Annotated in this window: 10 protein-coding genes; 2 read left to right on the top strand and 8 right to left on the bottom strand. The window is 72.1% G+C overall.

Annotated elements, in window-relative coordinates; genetic code table 11:
* Positions 1–8 precede the first annotated feature (8 nt).
* From CFN78_RS07360 to CFN78_RS07330, 7 genes are all read right to left on the bottom strand, one after another.
* A complete protein-coding gene (locus CFN78_RS07360) occupies positions 9–1,541 on the bottom strand; it encodes an adenylate/guanylate cyclase domain-containing protein (protein ID WP_094861964.1) in 1,533 nt (510 codons plus the stop codon).
* A 90-nt stretch (positions 1,542–1,631) separates the two neighbouring features.
* On the bottom strand, positions 1,632–5,006 hold the full coding sequence (locus CFN78_RS07355; protein WP_094861835.1) for a pyruvate carboxylase: 3,375 nt from the start codon (positions 5,004–5,006) through the stop codon (positions 1,632–1,634).
* A gap of 184 nt (positions 5,007–5,190) precedes the next feature.
* Complete coding sequence (locus CFN78_RS07350) at positions 5,191–6,108, bottom strand: S8 family serine peptidase (RefSeq protein ID WP_094861963.1); 918 nt, start codon at positions 6,106–6,108, stop codon at positions 5,191–5,193.
* Between the two features lie 73 nt (positions 6,109–6,181).
* Positions 6,182–7,414, bottom strand: a complete 1,233-nt coding sequence (locus CFN78_RS07345; protein ID WP_094861834.1) for an erythromycin esterase family protein — start codon at positions 7,412–7,414, stop codon at positions 6,182–6,184.
* A gap of 77 nt (positions 7,415–7,491) precedes the next feature.
* Positions 7,492–8,943: a GTPase gene (locus tag CFN78_RS07340; RefSeq protein ID WP_094861833.1), complete on the bottom strand. Its 1,452-nt coding sequence runs from the start codon at positions 8,941–8,943 to the stop codon at positions 7,492–7,494.
* Positions 8,940–10,766 carry a dynamin family protein gene (locus tag CFN78_RS07335; protein WP_094861832.1) on the bottom strand — a complete coding sequence of 609 codons (1,827 nt, stop codon included), beginning with the start codon at positions 10,764–10,766 and terminating at the stop codon, positions 8,940–8,942. Before CFN78_RS07335 ends, CFN78_RS07340 begins: the two co-directional genes overlap by 4 nt.
* A 113-nt stretch (positions 10,767–10,879) precedes the next feature.
* Positions 10,880–11,833 (bottom strand): IniB N-terminal domain-containing protein, encoded by a 954-nt coding sequence (locus CFN78_RS07330; RefSeq protein ID WP_094861831.1) that lies wholly within the window; start codon positions 11,831–11,833, stop codon positions 10,880–10,882.
* A gap of 310 nt (positions 11,834–12,143) precedes the next feature.
* On the opposite strand from CFN78_RS07330, the gene CFN78_RS07325 reads away from it, so the two are divergent.
* Together CFN78_RS07325 and CFN78_RS07320 are read left to right on the top strand one after the other, a co-directional pair.
* A complete protein-coding gene (locus tag CFN78_RS07325) occupies positions 12,144–13,316 on the top strand; it encodes an Hsp70 family protein (RefSeq protein WP_094861830.1) in 1,173 nt (390 codons plus the stop codon).
* Positions 13,313–15,811: a helix-turn-helix transcriptional regulator gene (locus CFN78_RS07320; protein WP_240519316.1), complete on the top strand. Its 2,499-nt coding sequence runs from the start codon at positions 13,313–13,315 to the stop codon at positions 15,809–15,811. Before CFN78_RS07325 ends, CFN78_RS07320 begins: the two co-directional genes overlap by 4 nt.
* A 276-nt stretch (positions 15,812–16,087) precedes the next feature.
* On the opposite strand, the gene recG is transcribed toward CFN78_RS07320, so the two are convergent.
* Positions 16,088–18,241, bottom strand: coding sequence for an ATP-dependent DNA helicase RecG (gene recG / locus CFN78_RS07315; RefSeq protein WP_094861961.1), 2,154 nt, complete (start codon positions 18,239–18,241; stop codon positions 16,088–16,090).
* Positions 18,242–18,302: the final 61 nt, after the last annotated feature.

Here is an 18,302-nt window from a genome sequence, read left to right as displayed (position 1 = left end):
ACCGATCCTCAGACCGGAACGGCCAGCGTGGTGGCCTCGGTGCGCCCACGCAGCGTGGTCTCCTCCACCCGCCGCCAGCGCGCGGCCTCGTCGCCCGCCGCCCGCTCGACGGCGGCCATCGACGCCACCGTCCGCCCCTCCACCGACTTCGCCAGTTCGGTGAGCCGCGCGGCCTCGTTCACCGGGTCGCCGATCACGGTGTACTCGTAGCGGCTCTCCTCACCGATGTTGCCCGCCACGGCAGGCCCCGCCGCGACACCGATGCCGGCCTCGCAGTCGGGCACCTCCGTCCGCAGTCTGCTCGCCATCGACCGGGCGGCCGCGAGTGCCCGCCCGGCCGCGTCGGGAAGGTCGGCGGGCGCCCCGAACACGGCCAGCGCGGCGTCCCCCTCGAACTTGTTCACGAACCCGTCGTGCCGCGCGATCTCGGCGACGACGACGGCGAAGAAGCGGTTCAGCAGCTCGACGACCTCCGTCGGCGGACGGGTCGCCGCCAGCGTGGTGGAACCGACTACGTCGACGAACAGCACGGCCACCTCCCGCACCTCACCGCCCAGCTCGACCTCACCGGAGAGCGCCGCACGCGCTACCTCGGTGCCGACATGCCTGCCGAACAGGTCGCGAATGCGTTCCCGTTCCCGGAGCCCGTCGGCCATCCGGTTGAACCCGGCCTGCAGCAAGCCCAGCTCGGTACCGTCGAACACGACGACCTCGGTGCCGAGTTCCCCGCGCTCGACCTTCGCCAGCGCGGCGCGCACGGTACGGATCGGGGCCACCGTCGCCCGCACGGTGAACGCCATCAGCAGGCAGCCGAACAGCAGGATCACCGCGCCCAGCGCGAGGATGGTGACCGACAACTGGGTAGTCGACACGTCCCCGCGGATCAGCGCGAACACGGCCACCAGCATCAGCCCGGCCACCGGGACGCCGGTGCCGAGGGCCCAGCCGAGCAGCATCCGCACCGACACCCCGGACACCAGCCGCCGTCGCGGCGGAGGCCCGCTGGAGAGTGCCCTGGCGGCCAGCGGCCGGAGCGCGAACTCGCTCAGCAGGTACGAGTTCGCGCAGACGACGATGCCGCCGAAGCCGACGGTGAACGCGACCTTGGCGACCGAGCCCGGCAACACGATGCCGTAGACGGTGGTGAACCCGATCAGCGCGCCCAGCCACAGCAGCCCCTGCATCCGGGTGAGCCGCCACGGCACGCGCAGGGTGGCGACTCGTTCCGCCTCGTCGGGTTCCTTGCCGGAGAACGCCCAGCGCAGCGCGCCGACGGCCCGCCGGGTTCCGGTGACGATGCCGATCAGCAGTGCCAGCGCGACATAGGCGGGCACCGCCACCCAGTGCACCAGCGCCAGCTCACCGATGAACACGTCCGGCCCGGGGATGACCAGCGTCACCAGCGCCACGACCACCACCGCGCCGATGACGTTGGACAGCACCAGCGAGGCGGTGAGCAGCGCCTGGGTGCGCAGGCGCAGCACGGAGTCGCGCTGGTCGGCCGTGCCGAGCAGTCGCGAGCCGAGCGGATGCGCTCTCACCTGGTACCGCCGTTCGCCGACGCGCCGCACCCCGGGCGGTGCGTGGATGATCGTCGCCTGGGCACGATGTCACGCGCCCTCGGCGGCCGCCTATTCGAGTACGACCAGCAGGTCGCCACCTTCCACCTGCTGCACCGCGCCGATGGCGAGCCGGGAGACCGTCCCGCCCTTCGTCGCGGTGATGGCGGCTTCCATCTTCATCGCCTCGATGGTCGCGACGGTCGCCCCGGACTCCACCTCGTCGCCGTCGGCCACGGCCAGTGTGACCACGCCGGCGAACGGTGCCGCGACGTGGCTCGCGTTGGACTTGTCGGCCTTCTCGGTCGCCGGGATGTCGGAGGCGACGGAGGTGTCCCGGACCTGGATGGGGCGGAGCTGGCCGTTCAGCGAGGACATCACGGTGCGCATGCCGCGTTCGTCGGCCTCGCCGATCGCCTCCAGTTCGATCAGCAGCCGTACGCCGGGTTCGAGATCGACCTGGTACTCCTCCCCCGGGCGCAGCCCGTAGAAGAAGTCCTTGCTGGGCAGCACACTGGTGTCGCCGTAGGCCGCCCGGTGTGTCTCGTACTCCTTGGTCGGACCGGCGAACAACAGCCGGTTCAGCGTCGCCCGACGATCCTCGCCCAGTCCCTGCTTGTCCTCTGTGGACAGTTCCTGTACCGGCTTCGGCTCCGCGCGGCCCTCGAGCGCCTTGCTGCGGAACGGTTCCGGCCAGCCTCCCGGCGGGTCGCCGAGTTCACCGCGGAGGAATCCGATCACCGAGTCCGGGATGTCGAACTTGTTCGGTTCCGCCTCGAACTCCTCCGGTGAGACGCCCGCGCCGACGAGGTGCAGCGCCAGGTCACCGACCACCTTCGACGAGGGCGTGACCTTCACCAGGTGGCCGAGGATCTTGTCGGCGGCGGCGTACATCGCCTCGATGTCGGTGAATCGGTCACCGAGGCCGAGCGCGATCGCCTGGGTGCGCAGGTTCGAGAGCTGCCCGCCGGGGATCTCGTGGTGGTACACACGCCCGGTCGGCGAGGCGAGCCCCGCCTCGAACGGCGCGTAGATCTTGCGGACGATCTCCCAGTACGGCTCCAGGTCGCCGACAGCCTGCAGGTCGAGCCCGGTCGGCCGGTCGGAGTGGTCGGTGGCCGCGACGATCGCGGACAGCGAGGGCTGCGAGGTGGTGCCCGCCATCGACGCCACCGCACCGTCCACCGCGTCGGCCCCGGCCTGCACGGCGGCGAGGTACGTCGCGAGCTGACCGCCTGCGGTGTCGTGCGTGTGGATGTGCACCGGAAGGTCGAATTCCTTGCGCAGCGCGGAAACCAGCTTCACCGCGGCCGGTGCGCGAAGCAGCCCGGCCATGTCCTTGATCGCCAGCACGTGCGCCCCGGCACCGACGATCTGCTCGGCGAGTTTGAGGTAGTAGTCCAGTGTGTACAGCTTCTCGGCGGGATTCGACAGGTCCGAGGTGTAGCACAGCGCCACCTCGGCGACGGCGCTCTCGGTCTCGCGCACGGCCTCGATCGCCGGGCGCATCTGCTCGACGTCGTTGAGGGCGTCGAAGATCCGGAAGATGTCGATGCCGGTGGCCGTCGCCTCCTCGACGAAGGAGTTCGTCACCTCGGTGGGATACGGCGTGTAGCCCACGGTGTTCCGTCCGCGCAGCAGCATCTGCAGGCAGATGTTCGGCACGGCCTCGCGCAGCGCGGCGAGGCGCTCCCACGGGTCCTCGGCGAGGAAGCGCAGAGCGACGTCATAGGTCGCTCCGCCCCAGCACTCCAGCGAGAGCAACTGCGGCACGGTGTGCGCGACGGTCGGCGCGACCGCCAGCAGGTCCTTGGTGCGGACCCGGGTGGCCAGCAGCGACTGGTGCGCGTCGCGGAAGGTCGTGTCGGTGACGCCCAGCGTCGGCGATTCGCGCAGCCACCGCGCGAAGCCCTCCGGGCCCAGTTCGACCAGCTTCTGCTTCGAGCCCGCGGGCGGTTCGCCGCCCTCCAGTGGGGCGAGTTTCTTCACCGGGTCGATCAGGTGCGGGCGTTCGCCGTGCGGCCGGTTGACGGTGACGTCGGCGAGGTAGGTCAGCAGGCGGGTACCGCGGTCGGCGGAGTGGCGGGCGGTGAGCAGGTGCGGCCGTTCCTCGATGAACGCCGTGGTGACCCGGCCCTGCTGGAAGTCCTGGTCGTCCAGTACGGCCTGCAGGAACGGGATGTTCGTGGAGACGCCGCGGATGCGGAACTCGGCGACCGCACGGCGGGCGCGGCCCACGGCGGTCTTGAAGTCGCGGCCGCGGCAGGTCAGCTTGACCAGCATCGAGTCGAAGTGCGCGCTGATCTCGGTGCCGGAGAACGCGGTGCCGCCGTCGAGCCGGATGCCGGACCCGCCGGGTGAGCGGTACGCGCTGATCATGCCGGTGTCCGGGCGGAACCCGTTGGCCGGATCCTCGGTGGTGATGCGGCACTGGAGTGCGGCCCCGTGCACGTAGACGTTCTCCTGCGACAGCGCCAGGTCCTCCAGCGTCTCGCCCGCGGCGATGCGGAGCTGGGACTGCACCAGGTCGACGTCGGTGACCTCCTCGGTGACCGTGTGCTCGACCTGGATACGCGGGTTCATCTCGATGAAGACGTGGTTGCCGGCCGGGTCGAGCAGGAACTCGACGGTCCCGGCGTTGCGGTAGCCGATCTGCCGGGCGAAGGCGACGGCGTCGTCGCAGATGCGCTTACGCAGTTCGGGGTCGAGGTTCGGCGCGGGGGCCAGTTCGATCACCTTCTGGTGCCGCCGCTGCACCGAACAGTCTCGCTCGTACAGGTGAATCACGTTGCCCGCACCGTCGGCGAGGATCTGCACCTCGATGTGGCGCGGGTCGACGACGGCCTTCTCCAGGAACACGGTCGGGTCACCGAAGGCGGACTCCGCCTCACGCGCCGCCGCCTCGATGGCCTCGCGCAGGCCCTTGCGCTCCAGCACGCGCCGCATGCCGCGCCCGCCACCGCCCGCGACGGCCTTGACGAACAGCGGGAAGCCGAGTTCGTCCCCGGCCTCGACCAGCGCGTCGACGTCCGAGGACGGTTCGGACGAGCCGAGCACGGGGACACCGGCGGCCTTGGCCGCCGCGACCGCGCGTGCCTTGTTGCCGGTCAGTTCGAGGATCTCGGCGCTGGGGCCGACGAAGGTGATGCCGGCCTCCTCGCAGGCCAGGGCGAGGTCCGGGTTCTCCGAGAGGAAGCCGTAACCGGGGTATACGGCGTCCGCCTTGGCCTTCTTGGCCGCGCGCACGATCTCCTCGACGGACAGGTACGCCCGCACCGGATGCCCGGGCTCGCCGATTTCGTGTGCCTCGTCGGCCTTGAGCCGGTGCAGCGAGTTGCGGTCCTCGTGCGGAAACACGGCCACGGTGCCCGCGCCGAGTTCGTACCCCGCACGGAACGCGCGGATCGCGATCTCGCCCCGGTTGGCCACAAGTACCTTGCGGAACATGCGTCGAGTTCCTTCCCGTTTCACGCCAGGAGTCAGGTTGACGCACGTTACCGTGTGACTCCCGCTGGGCGGGAGTTCCGTACCAGGTGATGGACGTCATCCCGCCGGAGAGTGGGTGGAACCCGGTGCTCGGCCCGACCAGGAGGGCGCGACCGGTCAGGACTTCACCGGCCGTCCGGGGCGATCAGGGCGTGAGCGTGTACAGCAACCGGTCCGCGGTGCCGGCCGGAACACCGGAGAGCGCGCCCTCCGTCGCCGCGGACACCACCGCGGCCGCCGAGTCCGCACCGCTCGCCTGCGGGTGCAGTGCCCGGTACAGCGCGACCCCGCCCGCCACGTGTGCCGCGGCCGCGGTGCTGCCGGAGAAGGTCACCGCCTCGCCGCCGAGCCCTTCCCCGGTGACGTCGACGCCGGGAGCGTAGAGGTCGACGGCCGGGCCGTAGTTGGAGGTACCCGAGGCGCCATCGGCACTGTCGCTGGCGGCCACGGTGAGCGCCTGCGGCACCCGCGCCGGGGACACCTCGCTCGCGTCCGTGGCGGAGTTGCCTGCCGGGACGACCACGGGCACGGTCTCGGCGAGCTGCCGGACCGCGGCGTCGAGCGGTTCGCTGGCCGAGCCGCCGAGGCTGAACAGCGCCACGGCGGGCTGCTCGGCGTTCTCCCGGACCCAGTCGACCCCGGCGATCACGTTGTCGATGCTGCCCGCGCCGGTGTCGTCGAGCACGCGGACGGGCACGATGCGGACGTCCTTCGCGATCCCGAACCGCTCCCCGCCGACGATCGAGGCGAGCAGGGTGCCGTTGCCGTTGCCGTCCGCGGCGTCGTCGTCGCCGTCCACCAGGTCCTTGCCCGGCTGTACCCGGCCGGCCAGGTCGGGCGCGCCGGCGGCGACTCCGGTGCCCAGCACGTAGACGGTCACCGTCTCGGCGGTCGTCTCGTACCGATAGCGCCCGTCGCCGCCCGCGCGCTGGTCGACACGGTCCAGGCCCCAGCTCGGCGGATCGACCTGCTCTCCGGGGTCGGCGTGGGCGGGCGGCGCCAGCAGCACAGGGGCGATGGCGCAGAGGGCGAGCAGGGCGAGGGTGCGTGACCGGGCAGGCATGACCGCAGCGTCGCGCAGCGGGAACCGGCTGCACAAGAGCCGGAAGAGCGGGATCCGCGCCGTGGCGCAGCGGTCATTGCGCCGCTCGGACGAACGCCGTGACCTGCATGTACGGCAGGTAGACCAGAGCGTCGAACGCCTCGGTCACCTCGACGTCCGAGTTCATCGTGGCGTGCCGGATCCCACGCGGGCCGCCGCCACCCGTCCGGCGGGCGGCGCGCAGGTCGAGCAGGCGTTCCGGCTCGCCGGCCATGGTCGCTTCGACACTGCCCTCGGCGGGCGGCGACAGGGGTTCCTCGGTGACGGTGAAGCCGAGCCGGGTCCCCTCCGTCGGTTCGAGACCGGTCGTGCTGCCCGATCCGGCGGTGATCGCGAGGGCGAGGTAGTCCTCGCCGTACCCGGCCGCGAGGTGCGTGCCCGCGGACACCGCGGCGTGGCCGGGAAACAGCGGTACCGGCACGCGCTGCAGGTGCCCGTTGTGCATCATCAGGACGATCCGTTCGTCCGGACCGTGCAGCGTGCGCAGCAACCGGACGGTCTCGGCCATGTAGGTGTCACGGGAGGAACCGGAGACGGCGGACGCGGTGGCGGTCATCAACGCGTCCACCTCCGCGAGATAGGCGTCCAGCCGGACGGCGCCGATCGCGTGGTGCCGCGCGATCGCGAACGCCACCGGGTCGCCGGACAACCTGGGTGCCAGGGTGTCGAGCCTGCTCAGGACCCGGGAGACGGCGGCGGTGGCGCGATCGCGGACGGGACGGTCCAGCGCGGCGTAGCGGCCGGGCGAGACAGCGCTGCTGACCGCGGAGTAGGGCTCGGTCGCCGCCAGAGCTTCGTCCACAATAGACACGGACGGCGGATCGGTGTCCCGGAGGAAGTCCCGCACGGCGTGCAGTGAGGGGGCCGGCGAGCCCGCCGAGGCCGCGACGTCCAGTCCCGCGTAGCGCACCCGCCCGCCGTCGGCGTTGTGTTCGCGGAGCCAGCGCAACATGGTGTGCATCTCGCCGGAGTCGCCGAGGGAGAAGGTGAAGCCGTCCCTCGCGACGTCGGCGAGTTCGCCGGGGCCGCCGTGGATCCAGTCGTCCACCAGCGCTCCCTCGACGAAACCGGACTCGAAGCCGAGGACGCCGAATCCCATGTCCCGCACCAGGAATCGCAGCAGCCGGTCGCGCAGCGCGGAGAACTCGGCGATGTGGTGGTTGTTCTCGCCGATGGCGACGACGTGGGCGTCACCGATCAGTGCGCGCAGGGCATCGTCGTCGTCGAGTCCGTACGCGGGCGCGAAGGAACCGGTTCGGGCGGCCATGATGTTCTCCCGGAGCTGGTCAACGCAATCAATGTCCCGTTGACGATGGCACGAAGCGAGCGAAACCGCGATCGGATTTACGGCGCCGTCCGCGTCAGCAGCCCCTCACAGGTCCGCACCACGACCCGAGCCGCCTGCCGCCGGGGAGCGGGGGAATCAACACTCTCCGCCTCCCTGCGCCACTTGACCAGCGCCTCGATGGTCGCCTCCGGCACCAGCCGCTGGTCCTCCACCCCGAGCCGTTCCGGGACGGAGGTGCCCTCCGCGCCGAGCAGCCGGACCGCCTCGTCACGCAGCGGAGTGGGCAGGCTCAGCCTGCCCGCCACCAGCGCCGCGATCAGCCGCAGTTCGCGAACCTCGTGCAGGCCGGCGAGCATCCGCTCCATGGCGGCCGCCAGCCGTTCCCCACCACGGCGGGGTTCCGCCCGCAGCACGGATTCCAGGCCCAGCAGCGCGGACCGAGCCTTGAGCACCTCACGCCGTTCCAGGAAGTTCCCGCCGATCGCCTCGCGCAACTCACTCAGCCCACTGCGCTGGGCGAGCTGCGCCGACAGCTTGATCCGGCTGTCACACCCCGTGCGCACCAGGGTGACCGCCAGCCGGATGCCGAACAGGCCGAACTGGGTGAGCAGCGCGCGGCGCGCATCCGGCCCGAGCTCGACCGGGAACCGCGGCCCGCAGAACGTGTCCACCGACAACAGGTACCGCTCCAGATCCGCCCTCGACACCGTGGCCATCAGCGAGAGCGCGGCGAAATCCTCGTCCTGCAAGGACTTTCCGGCGAAGGCGACCAGGCCCGAGGCGGCCACGACCGACTGGAACGCCGCGCAGGCACCGTTCTCCCGCCGACTGCGCCGGGCGAGCTGGCGAGCCGAGAGCAACGCGTCGATCTTGCCCGCACCGATCTCGTCCGCCCGCGACAGCACCAGGATCGAGTGCACCGGAGCCGCCCTGGCGACCGGCGAGTCCAGCGTCGCGCGCAGGCCGGACAGTTCGGCGGGTTCGGCGTGCCGGGAAAGGTAGACGACCGCGTCCGCCTCCTCGGCCAGCCGGGCCGCCACCGGATCACGTTCACCATCGCCCGAGTCGGCCAGCGCGGGCGAGTCGATCAGCACCATGTCCCGCAACGCCCGCGTCGGGTACTCCACCAGCACCCGGTCCAGGTTCGCGGGTGGCATCGACGAAGGTTCCAGCCACAGGCCGTCCGAGGACCGGGAGACGGCGAGATCGCGCGGCGGGCCACCGCGGAACTGCCCGCTGACCCGCAGCGCGGCCGCGTCCCGGTACCAGGTGAAATGCGCGTCCCTGCGGGCCAGCCGGACCGGCGCGAGCTGTTCCCCGACCAGGGCGTTCACCAGCGTCGACTTCCCCGTCCCCGGCCGCCCGGCGACCGCGATCCGCAGCGGCTCGCCGAGCCGCGCGAGCTGCCCGCGCAGTACCCGCGAGGCGTGCGGCCGGTCCCGGTAGAGGTGGGCCGCCTCGGTGAGCAGGGCGCCCGCGACGTCGAGCAGGGGCGGGGGCGCGGTCATGCGGAGATCTCCTTGACGCCGGAGGTGACGGCGGCGCGCCGGGTGGCGATCCCGCCCGCGCGCTTGTGCAGTGCGGCCAGCCGCTCGATCTCGCGTTTGAGTTCGGCGGTGTGCCGGTCCCGGTGCACGGCACCGGTCTGCACGGCCTCCCGTGAACTCGACGCCTCGTCGAACAGTTCCTCGCTGAGCGCGGTGAAGTGGTCCCGCAACTGCCGCTGTACCTCACGGACGACGTCCCGGCACTCCTTGGAGAAGCGCAGGAAGACGTCGTCGACATGACGCTGCGCCGCCGACTTCGCCGCGGCCTGCCTGCGCTTGAGTCGCATGTCGGCCTCGTCGCGGATGGACTTCGCCGCGAACGCCGCGCCCGCGCCGAGCGAGATCGGATTGATCAGCGGCAGTCCGGCCAGGCTGGTGACCAGGCCGAACATCAGTACCCCGCCGTAGGAGCCGCGCAGGCCGGTGAACGCCTTCTGCCCCAGCTTGAAGCGCTCGATCCGCGGGGTGTCCACCCGGGGGGCACCGTCGGCGTACCCCGGGGTGTCGCCCATCCGCACATCGGCGCGGGTGCGCTCCGGGGCCTGCGGGAAGGTCGCGGCGACGGCCACCGCCGTCCACTCCGCGCGCTCGGCCAGCCAGACGCAGTTCGTCTCGATCGCCTCCGCCAGCGTCTCCTCCAGCCAGGAGCGGAACTCGTCCCACGCCTGTTCCGGATCGACGTCGTCGAAGGTCTTGTCGACGTGCTGGACGATCTTGCGGGTGCGCTCGCGCAGGTCGTACTCGATGTCCGCGGTCAGGTCGGTGATCTCGTCGGAGAGCAGGTTCTGCCAGCGGGTGGTGTGCCTGCGCAGATCGTCCACCCTGCGCTGCGCGGCCTGCAGCCTGGTCACCTGTGTGATGCCCTGGTGCAGGGCGGGAGCCTCCAGTGCGGCCTTCAGTTTCGTCACCAGTTCGGCGATCGCCGCGCGGCAGGCCACCGCCGCCAGCAGCGTGACGGCGTCCTCGGGCGGGCGGGTGCGCTCGGTGTCCAGCCAGGCCAGCAGCCCGGGGAAACCCGACTGGACGTTGAGGTCCCGGTCACCGGCCTTGGCCGCCTCCTGCCGCACGACCGCCGACACCGGCAGCACCTCGGCCCGCAGCCCGGCGTCGGCGAGCAGGGACCTGTTCCGTTCGACCACGCGGCGCCAGCCGGGGTGTACGTCGATCTTGGTGACCACCACGACGACCGTCGGGCACCAGGTGCGGACGTACTGGGCGAACGCGATCTCGCCGGCGGACAGTTCCTCGGAAGCGTCGGAAACGAGGATGGCCGCGTGCGAGCGGGCCAGCACGTCGAGGGAAGCGGCGGTGCGCGGAGACCGCGGATCCCCCACCGCGGGGGTGTCCACCAGAGCGAGCCCGGCGGACAGCAGCGCCCGGGGCAGCCCGATCTCGGCCCGCTGCACCGGCACGGTGCCGGGGACGACCTCGGCCGTCCCGGTGAGATGCCCGGCCAGGTCCGCGAAGTTCACCTGTTCGTGTTCCTCGAGCGGAGCGAAACCGGTACCTCCGCGGACCAGGGTGGCGACGGGTTCCTCGGCGTGGCCGATCTCGGCGGGCACCACCGTGCTGGTGGCGTCGTCGGCGGCGCAGACGGGCGCGTTGAGGATCGCGTTGACGAGAAAACTCTTGCCCTGCTTGGCGAAACCGAGCACGGCGACCCGGTTGCGGTCGGCAGGACGGTCACGCAGCAGACGCAGCCGCCGGGCGAGATCCGGGCGCTCGTGCGTGACGCAGGCCTGATGGGTCTCGTCGACGATCCCGAGCCAGGGGACAGGGGTCACGGCAGAGAAGTGTCCCTGGTGCGGTGCGAACGCAGCGAACCGGGAGGGTCCGTGACCGGCTGGGGCCACGGACCCTCCCGGTCCGTCAGTGCTGTCGGTGCTGTGGGCGAGGACTACTCGCCGAGGCCGCCGAGGTCGTTGCCGTTGGCGACGCCGCCGATGTTGATGTCGCCGATCACGTCGTTGACGTCGCTGATCTGGCCGACGCCGACGTTGCTGACGACGTGCTCGAGGTCGCTCACCGTGGTGGTGATCGGGTTGCCCTGCACGTTGTCCTGCAGCACGTCGGTGACCGTGGTGACCGGGTCGACCGGGCCGTTGGTACCGATGCCGGTCACGTCGTCGACCACGTCGGTGATCTGGACCGGGCCGTTGGTGCCGATACCGGTGACGTCGCCGACGTGGGTCATGACGTCGTCGATGTTGTCGGTCAGGTTCTCGGTCAGGTCCACCGGGCCGTTGGTGCCGATGCCGGTCACGTCGCCGACGTGGGTCATGACGTCGTCGACGATGTCGTTGACCTGGACCGGGCCGTTGGTGCCGATACCGGTCACGTCGTCGATCACGTCGGTGACCTGGACCGGACCGTTGGTGCCGATACCGGTGACATCGCCGATGGCGCCGGTGACGGTGGTGATCGGGTCGACCGGGCCGTTGGTGCCGACGCCGGTGATGCTGTCGATGCTGCCGAACGGGTCGGAGCCGAGCATGTCGGTGCCGATGCGACCGGTCAGGTCCTCGGTGATGGCGGCGAGGCCGGCCGGGACCGCGTTGCTCTCGACGCTGCCGCCGAACTCGGTCACGCCGCCGAACTGCTCGGTCAGGTTCTGCAGCTGCTCGACGGGGTCGAGGCCGAAGCCGCCGGTGGCGTCGTTGCCGAGCAGGCCGCCGAGGCCGTCGGCGGAGGTGTAGTCGAGCACCAGCGGCATGACTTCCTGCACGTCCAGGGCGCTGACGTCGCCGAGGCCGGCGGCGCCGAGGGCACCCTCCGGGTCGGTGTTGAACGCCGAGCGGGCACCCGCGTCGTTCATCAGGTTGTGGACGAAGTCCTGAAGCGTCTGCGGCATTGAAAGATCTCCTGTGGGGATTCAAGTCGAACGAGAAAAGCAGGACTCATGGCCCTGCGACCCGACCAACGCTAGGCATCGACGGCCCCCAGGGCATCGGGTCCGATTCCGGGTTCCACTACTCTCGACGGTTAGGGGATCACCCACCGTTGCCTTGGGGGATTAGGGACCCGGGGAGTCAGGATCGTCCGTGCTTCGATCGGCGGATCTCCGCGTCCCGCGCGATCCAGCCCCGTCGCGGCTCCGAACCCCCCGCGGACGTGGCCCCGGAACACCACTGCTGAACCCTGCGCTCTGGAGGATTCGCCGCATGCCGTACTCGATCGGGATCGACGTCGACCCCTCGCGTGCCGTCGCCGCGGCCTGCCGGATCGGCGAGGACGGCCACGGCCCCGCGGAGACCGTGCGACTCGGCGAGGTGTCCGCGTCGATCCCGACCGCGCTGTTCCTCGACGAGGAGGGCTACCTGCTCGTCGGGGACGCCGCGCTGGCGGCCGGGGTGGCCGAACCGGAACGCCTGATCACCGGCTTCCACGAGCGGATCGGTGACGACACGCCGGTCACCGTCGCGGGCGAGCCGTTCAGCGCGCAGTCACTGAGCGCGGCGGTGATCGCGTGGAGCGTCGCCAGGGCCGCCGAGCCGATGGGCGAACCGCCGGAACAGGTCACCGTCACCCATCCGGCTTCCTGGGGCCGTTACCGCCGCGAACTGCTGCGCGCCGCGCTGGGCGCGGAGGGTCTCGGCAGGGTGCTGCTGGTGCCCGCGCCGGTCGCCGTGCTCGACGAGCACACCCGCGCCGCGGGAGAACCGGACACCGGTGCGATCGCCGCGGTCTTCGACGTCGGCGCCGCGCACCTCGCGCCCGCCCTGCTGCGCCGCTCCGCGATCGGCACCTGGGAGACGCTGGCCTGTGCCGACGCCGTTCCCTTCCCCGGCGACGCCGCCACCGCGCGGACGGTCGTCGAGGACGCTGTCGAGCAGACCAGGTCGCTGGCCCGCCAGGCCTCGGTGGATCTGCGGCGGCTCGGCTGCGTCGCCCTGCACGGATCCAAGTCGGCGATCCCCGCCGTGGGGGATCTGCTGCGCGGCGCGCTGGCCTGCCGTCCGGTGGCACTGCCGGACCCGGACGCGACGGCGGCCCGTGGCGCGGCGGCACTGGCCGGCGCCGAGATGGTGCGGACGATGGAGTCGGCCGTCGCGCCGGTGGAGACGACGCTGCTGCCGAAGGTCGCCGACGAGCTGATCACCGACTCGATACGCGAACGCCCCGTACGCCCGCCGGTGCGGATCGCGGCGCCGAGGATCAGTGCCCCGGCCGTCCGGAACTGGCGGACCTACCGGCCCAGTCCGGTCGCCGCCGGCATGGTGGCGGCGGCCAGCCTGGCGACGGTGCTGACCCTGGGTGGCGACCTGTCCACTGTGGACACCGCGCAGCCGGCCGCCCCGTGTGCCGCGACCGCCTCGACGGGGGACGGCTGTTGACCTCCCCCGGCCTCACCCGCCCCTCGCCGGTCACCGGTGCCGACGCCGGCCGGCTGCTGGCCACGGTGGACGCCGACCCCGGCGCGCCGGTACGCGTCGCGGTCCTGGCCCCTGCCGGGCACGGCAAGAGCACCCTGCTGGACGTCCTGCGGGAGCGCTGGCCGGAGGCGACCGGTGACCCGGCGTGCGCCCGTGCCACCGGGGCGCCGCTGCTGGTCGACGACGCGCACCTGGCGTCCGAACAGCGGCTGGCCGCGATCGGTGAGTACGCCGGCCGGGACGACGCCCGGGTCGTCGTCGCGGCCCGGCCGTGGCCGAGGCCGGAAGCGCTGCGGACGCTCCTCGACGCGATGACCCGGACCGTGCCCGCTCTCGCGCTCGCACCGCTCACACCGGAGGAGACGGCGCGGTTCGTCGCGGCGTCGACCGGACGGGCGCCCTCCGCCACGGCCGCGCGGTTCCTGCACTCCTGCACCGGTGGTGTGCCGGGGTTCCTGGACCGGGTGGTGTCGGCGTGCGGTGCCGACACGATCGAGCAGAGCGCGGCGCAGCGCAGGCTGACCCGTGAGTCCGTGGACCGTTTCCGTGCCGACCTCGACGGCCTCGACGAGCCCACCGCCCGGTTGCTGGTGGCCGCCGAGGCCGGGGCGGGCAACGATCTCGGGTTGCTCGGCGAACTGCTGGACAGCGATGGCGCAGCCCTGTCCGAACTGATCGAGGGAGCCAGGGCGACCGCACTGCTCGGCCGCGACGGAACCCCGCCGCCGGTGGCGGGCCTGGCGATCCGGTCGCTGAGTCCGGCGGACCGGCGGCTGGACGTGCTGCGGCGAATGACCGAGTACCGGCTGCGCGGTGACCAGCCGGTGCTCGGGCTGGCCCGGATGCTGCTCGGCTCGGGTGTCACCGGCCGGAGCGCGGCGGCGGCCTTCGAGAAGGCCGCGCACGAGGCGATCGACGCCGACGCCGCGCTCGCCGCGAACCTGTTCCGCGCGGCGTCCGCGGCGAACGGGCCGACCACCGCGCTCACCGGCGGCCTCGCTCGCGCGGCGGTCCTGTCCGGCGACCTCGACACCGCGCTGCGACTGAGCGACGGCCTGGTCGCCGCCGAGGACCCGCGGGTGCGCGCCGAGGGCGCCGCCGTGGCGGCGACCGTGCTCGCGCACCGCGGCGAACTGGCCCGCAGCGCGGAGTTGTTCCAGTGGGCGGGGCCAGGCAGCGCGACCGCCTTCGCCGCCGTCGGCCTGCTCGGCACCGGCGATCCGGACGCGGCCCGCGCCCTGCTCGCCGCACCCGGCCGGCGCGGCGCGCCGACCCTGCTCGCCGGTGCGGCCACCCGGATGGCCGAGGCGATCGCCGATTCGGTGTCCGGAACGCCCGCGGACGTGCTGGCCCCGTTGATCAGCGCCGCCGGGATGGTGGAACCCGCCGGGGGCGCGACGCTGATGCCGGACAGCCCGGCCGCGCTCGCCGCGATCGCCGCCCTGCACAGCGGTGAGATCTCGCTTGCCGAGTCCGTGCTGGCGCGGGCGCTGGAAAACGGCTCCGGTGGTCCGCTGTTCGCCACCCGGCACCGCATCCTGCTGGCGTGGGTCGCGATGACCCGCGGCGACCTCGCCGAGGCCGCCGCCCGGCTCGCTCCGGTCGGCGGGCGCGCTCTCGAACCGCGGGACGAGCTGTTCCGCCGCGCGGTGGAGGTGGGGCTGGCCAGGCGGGCCAGTGACATCCCCGGCATGCGACGTGCATGGCAGCACGCCTACCAGGCCATGATGCGGCATCAGGCCGACCTGTTCGTGCTGCTGCCGCTGGGCGAGCTGACGATCGCCGCCGCCCGGCTCGGCGAGCACGACCGGCTGGACCGGCACGTCGCACAGGCCACCGACCTGCTCTCCGCCCTCGGTAATCCTCCACTGTGGACGGTCCTGGTCTCGTGGAGCCGGTTGCAGGCGGCGGTGATCACCCAGGACCACCCGGCGGCCGGACGGCACGCCGAGGCGCTCGCCGCCACCCCCGGCCGGTTCGGCGGTGCGCTCGCCGAGGCGGCCACAAGCTGGCGGGCCGTGCTCGACGGGGCACCCGACGCGGAACAGGTGTGCGCCGCCGCGGGCCGTCTGCACGCGCTGGGCCTGCGCTGGGACGCCGCGCGACTGGCCGGGCAGGCCGCCATCCGGACCGAGGACCGGCAGGCGATGGTGATGCTGCTCGAGGCCGCACGGGGTTTCCAGGGACTGGCCCGGCAACCTCGGCAGGCTCCGTCCGGCGAGCAGCCCTCGCCCGAGGTGGCGCCCGCCCCGGCCGTCGCGGACGTGAGCGCACTGAGCGAACGGGAGCAGGAGGTCGCCGGGCTGGTGCTGCACGGCCTCACCTACAAGCAGATCGGCGCGCGGCTGTTCATCTCCGCGAAGACCGTCGAGCACCACGTCGCGCGGATGCGTACCCGGCTCGGCGCGACCGACCGCCGCGAACTGCTGGAGATGCTGCGCGAACTGCTCGCCTGAGGGGATCCGGCGCCCTCGGTGCGGAACTGTCGTTGCCGGGTCAGCAGCCTCACCGATCCCGGATCTGCGGGACTGCCGACCTCGGCGATCTCGGCGGCGTTCCGGTCGGCACGGGTGGCGGAAGCCCTGCGGGAGTTCTACGCCGACCGGCACGAGCGGTACGCCGAGACGGACGGCGGGCGATCCGCTGGTACGTACCGCCTGCGTACCGGTGTCCCATCGCCTGTTCGTCACCAGGGAGCCGGTGGCCGGGACGGTGGCCGACCGGGCTGACGGTCAGGTCTTCTCCAGGTACTCCGCGCTCTCCTCGTCCACCAGATCGGCGACCAGCGACAGCAACCCGGGATGTGAGCCGAGCCCCGGGTCCGACTCGACGATCCGCCGCGCCTGCTCGCGGGCCTCGGCGATGACGTCCTCGTCACGCAACAGCGACAACAGCTTCAGCCCGGAGCGCTTGCCGGACTGGGCCGAGCCGAGGATGTCGCCCTCCCGGCGCAGTTCCAGGTCGAGCTGGGACAGCTCGAAACCGTCCACAGTGGACTCAACGGCGGCGAGGCGTTCCCGGGTGGACGTACCGTCGATCGCCTCGGTGACCAGCAGGCAGACCCCCGGAACCTCGCCACGGCCGACACGGCCGCGAAGCTGGTGGAGCTGACTCACCCCGAACCGGTCGGCGTCCATGATGACCATCGCGGTGGCGTTCGGCACGTTCACGCCGACCTCGATCACCGTGGTGGCCACCAGCACGTCCACCTCACCGGCGGCGAAGGCGCGCATCACCGCGTCCTTGTCCTCGGCGGGCATCCGGCCGTGCAGGATTCCCAGCCGCAGACCGGACAGGGCGCCGTGTTCCAGCTCGGGGGCGAGGTCGAGCACCGCGATCGGCGGGCGCTTGTCCGTCTTGTCCGACGGCGGCTCGTCGCCGATCCGCGGGCACACCACGTACGCCTGGTGTCCCTTGCCCGCCTCCTCGACGACGCGCTGCCACGCCCGGTCCAGCCACGCCGGACGCTCCAGCACCGGGACGACGGTGGTGGAGATGGGCGAGCGCCCGGCGGGCAGTTCGCGCAGTGCGGATACCTCCAGATCGCCGTAGACGGTCATCGCCACCGTGCGCGGGATGGGCGTCGCCGTCATCACCAGCACGTGCGGGCTGCTGCCGCCCGCGCCCCGCGACCGCAGCGCATCCCGTTGCTCCACACCGAAACGGTGCTGCTCGTCGACCACGGCCATGCCCAGATCGGCGAAGCTCACGGTCTCCTGGATGAGCGCGTGCGTGCCCACGATGATGCCCGCCGCACCGCTCGCCGCGTCGAGCAGCGCCTGCTTGCGTTCCTTCGCGCCCATGGAACCGGTGAGCAGCGTGACCCTGGTGGCCTGCTCGGCGCCGCCGAGCTCACCCGCCTGCGCGAGGTCGCCCAGCAGGTCACGCAGCGAGCGCGCGTGCTGGGCCGCCAGTACCTCCGTCGGCGCGAGCATCGCCGCCTGACGGCCCGCGTCGACCACCTGGAGCATGGCGCGCAGGGCGACGATGGTCTTGCCGCTGCCCACCTCGCCCTGCAGCAGCCGGTTCATCGGGTGGGTTCCGGACAGGTCCACGGCCACCTTCTCGCCGACCTCGCGCTGGCCCGCGGTGAGTTCGAACGGGAGCCTGCTCTCGAACGCCGCCGCGATCCCATCCGGTTTCGGCGGGCAGGCCGGTGCGGGCCTGGAGACGGTCTGGTGCCTGCGCTGCGCGAAGATGAGCTGTACGGCCATCGCCTCGTCCCACTTCAGCCGCCTGCGCGCCGAGTCGAGACCGGACCAGCCGTCGGGACGGTGGATGTGCACCAGTGCGTCGTGCAGCCGGTCGAGACCGTGCTCGCGGATCAGCTCCGGTGGCAGCGGATCCTCACCCGGTTCCAGCGTCGCCAGCACCTGTTCCACACACTTGGCGATCGACCACGACGGCAACCCCGCCGCGGCCGGGTACACCGGGATGATGCGGCCGAGGAAGCTGTCCATCGCGGACGCCTCCATGTCCTCGTCGAGCAGTTCGTACTCGGGGTTGGCGAGCTGGAGGTTGTTCCGGAAGGCGTTGACCTTGCCCGCGAACAGGCCGCTCTTGCCGGGCAGCAGTTCCCGTTCCCGCCACTGCTGGTTGAAGAACGCGCAGGAGAGGCTGCGCCTGCCGTCGGTGACGGTCATCTCGATGATGGTGCCGGGCTTGTTCTTCATCCGGCGCTTGCTGACCCGCTCGATCCGCGCCATCACCGTGACGTGCTCGCCGACCTCGAGACCGGCGATGTCGGTGAGCTCGCCGCGCTCGGCGTACCGGCGGGGGTAGTGCCGCAGCAGATCCGCGACGGTGTGAATGTCCAATGAGGACGCGAGTGCTTTCGCCGTCTTCGCGCCCAGCAACGACGGCAGCTTGTCCCGCAGCACGGTCATGCCCGCACCCTCCCGCTCGTCCGCGCGGCAGCGTCCGCGCGGTCCCTCGTCCACGGCATCG

Source organism: Amycolatopsis antarctica (assembly GCF_002262875.1).
GTDB lineage: Bacteria > Actinomycetota > Actinomycetes > Mycobacteriales > Pseudonocardiaceae > Amycolatopsis > Amycolatopsis antarctica.
This window is presented reverse-complemented; position numbering and strand designations above follow the sequence as displayed.

Excerpts from the sequence above, each read along its gene's own strand:
- CFN78_RS07330 (WP_094861831.1), bottom strand. The coding sequence starts at position 11,833 with ATGCCGCAGACGCTTCAGGACTTCGTCCACAACCTGATGAACGACGCG.
- CFN78_RS07325 (WP_094861830.1), top strand. The coding sequence starts at position 12,144 with ATGCCGTACTCGATCGGGATCGACGTCGACCCCTCGCGTGCCGTCGCC.
- CFN78_RS07350 (WP_094861963.1), bottom strand. The coding sequence starts at position 6,108 with ATGCCTGCCCGGTCACGCACCCTCGCCCTGCTCGCCCTCTGCGCCATC.
- CFN78_RS07345 (WP_094861834.1), bottom strand. The coding sequence starts at position 7,414 with ATGGCCGCCCGAACCGGTTCCTTCGCGCCCGCGTACGGACTCGACGAC.
- CFN78_RS07355 (WP_094861835.1), bottom strand. The coding sequence starts at position 5,006 with ATGTTCCGCAAGGTACTTGTGGCCAACCGGGGCGAGATCGCGATCCGC.
- recG (WP_094861961.1), bottom strand. The coding sequence starts at position 18,241 with ATGACCGTGCTGCGGGACAAGCTGCCGTCGTTGCTGGGCGCGAAGACG.
- CFN78_RS07340 (WP_094861833.1), bottom strand. The coding sequence starts at position 8,943 with ATGACCGCGCCCCCGCCCCTGCTCGACGTCGCGGGCGCCCTGCTCACC.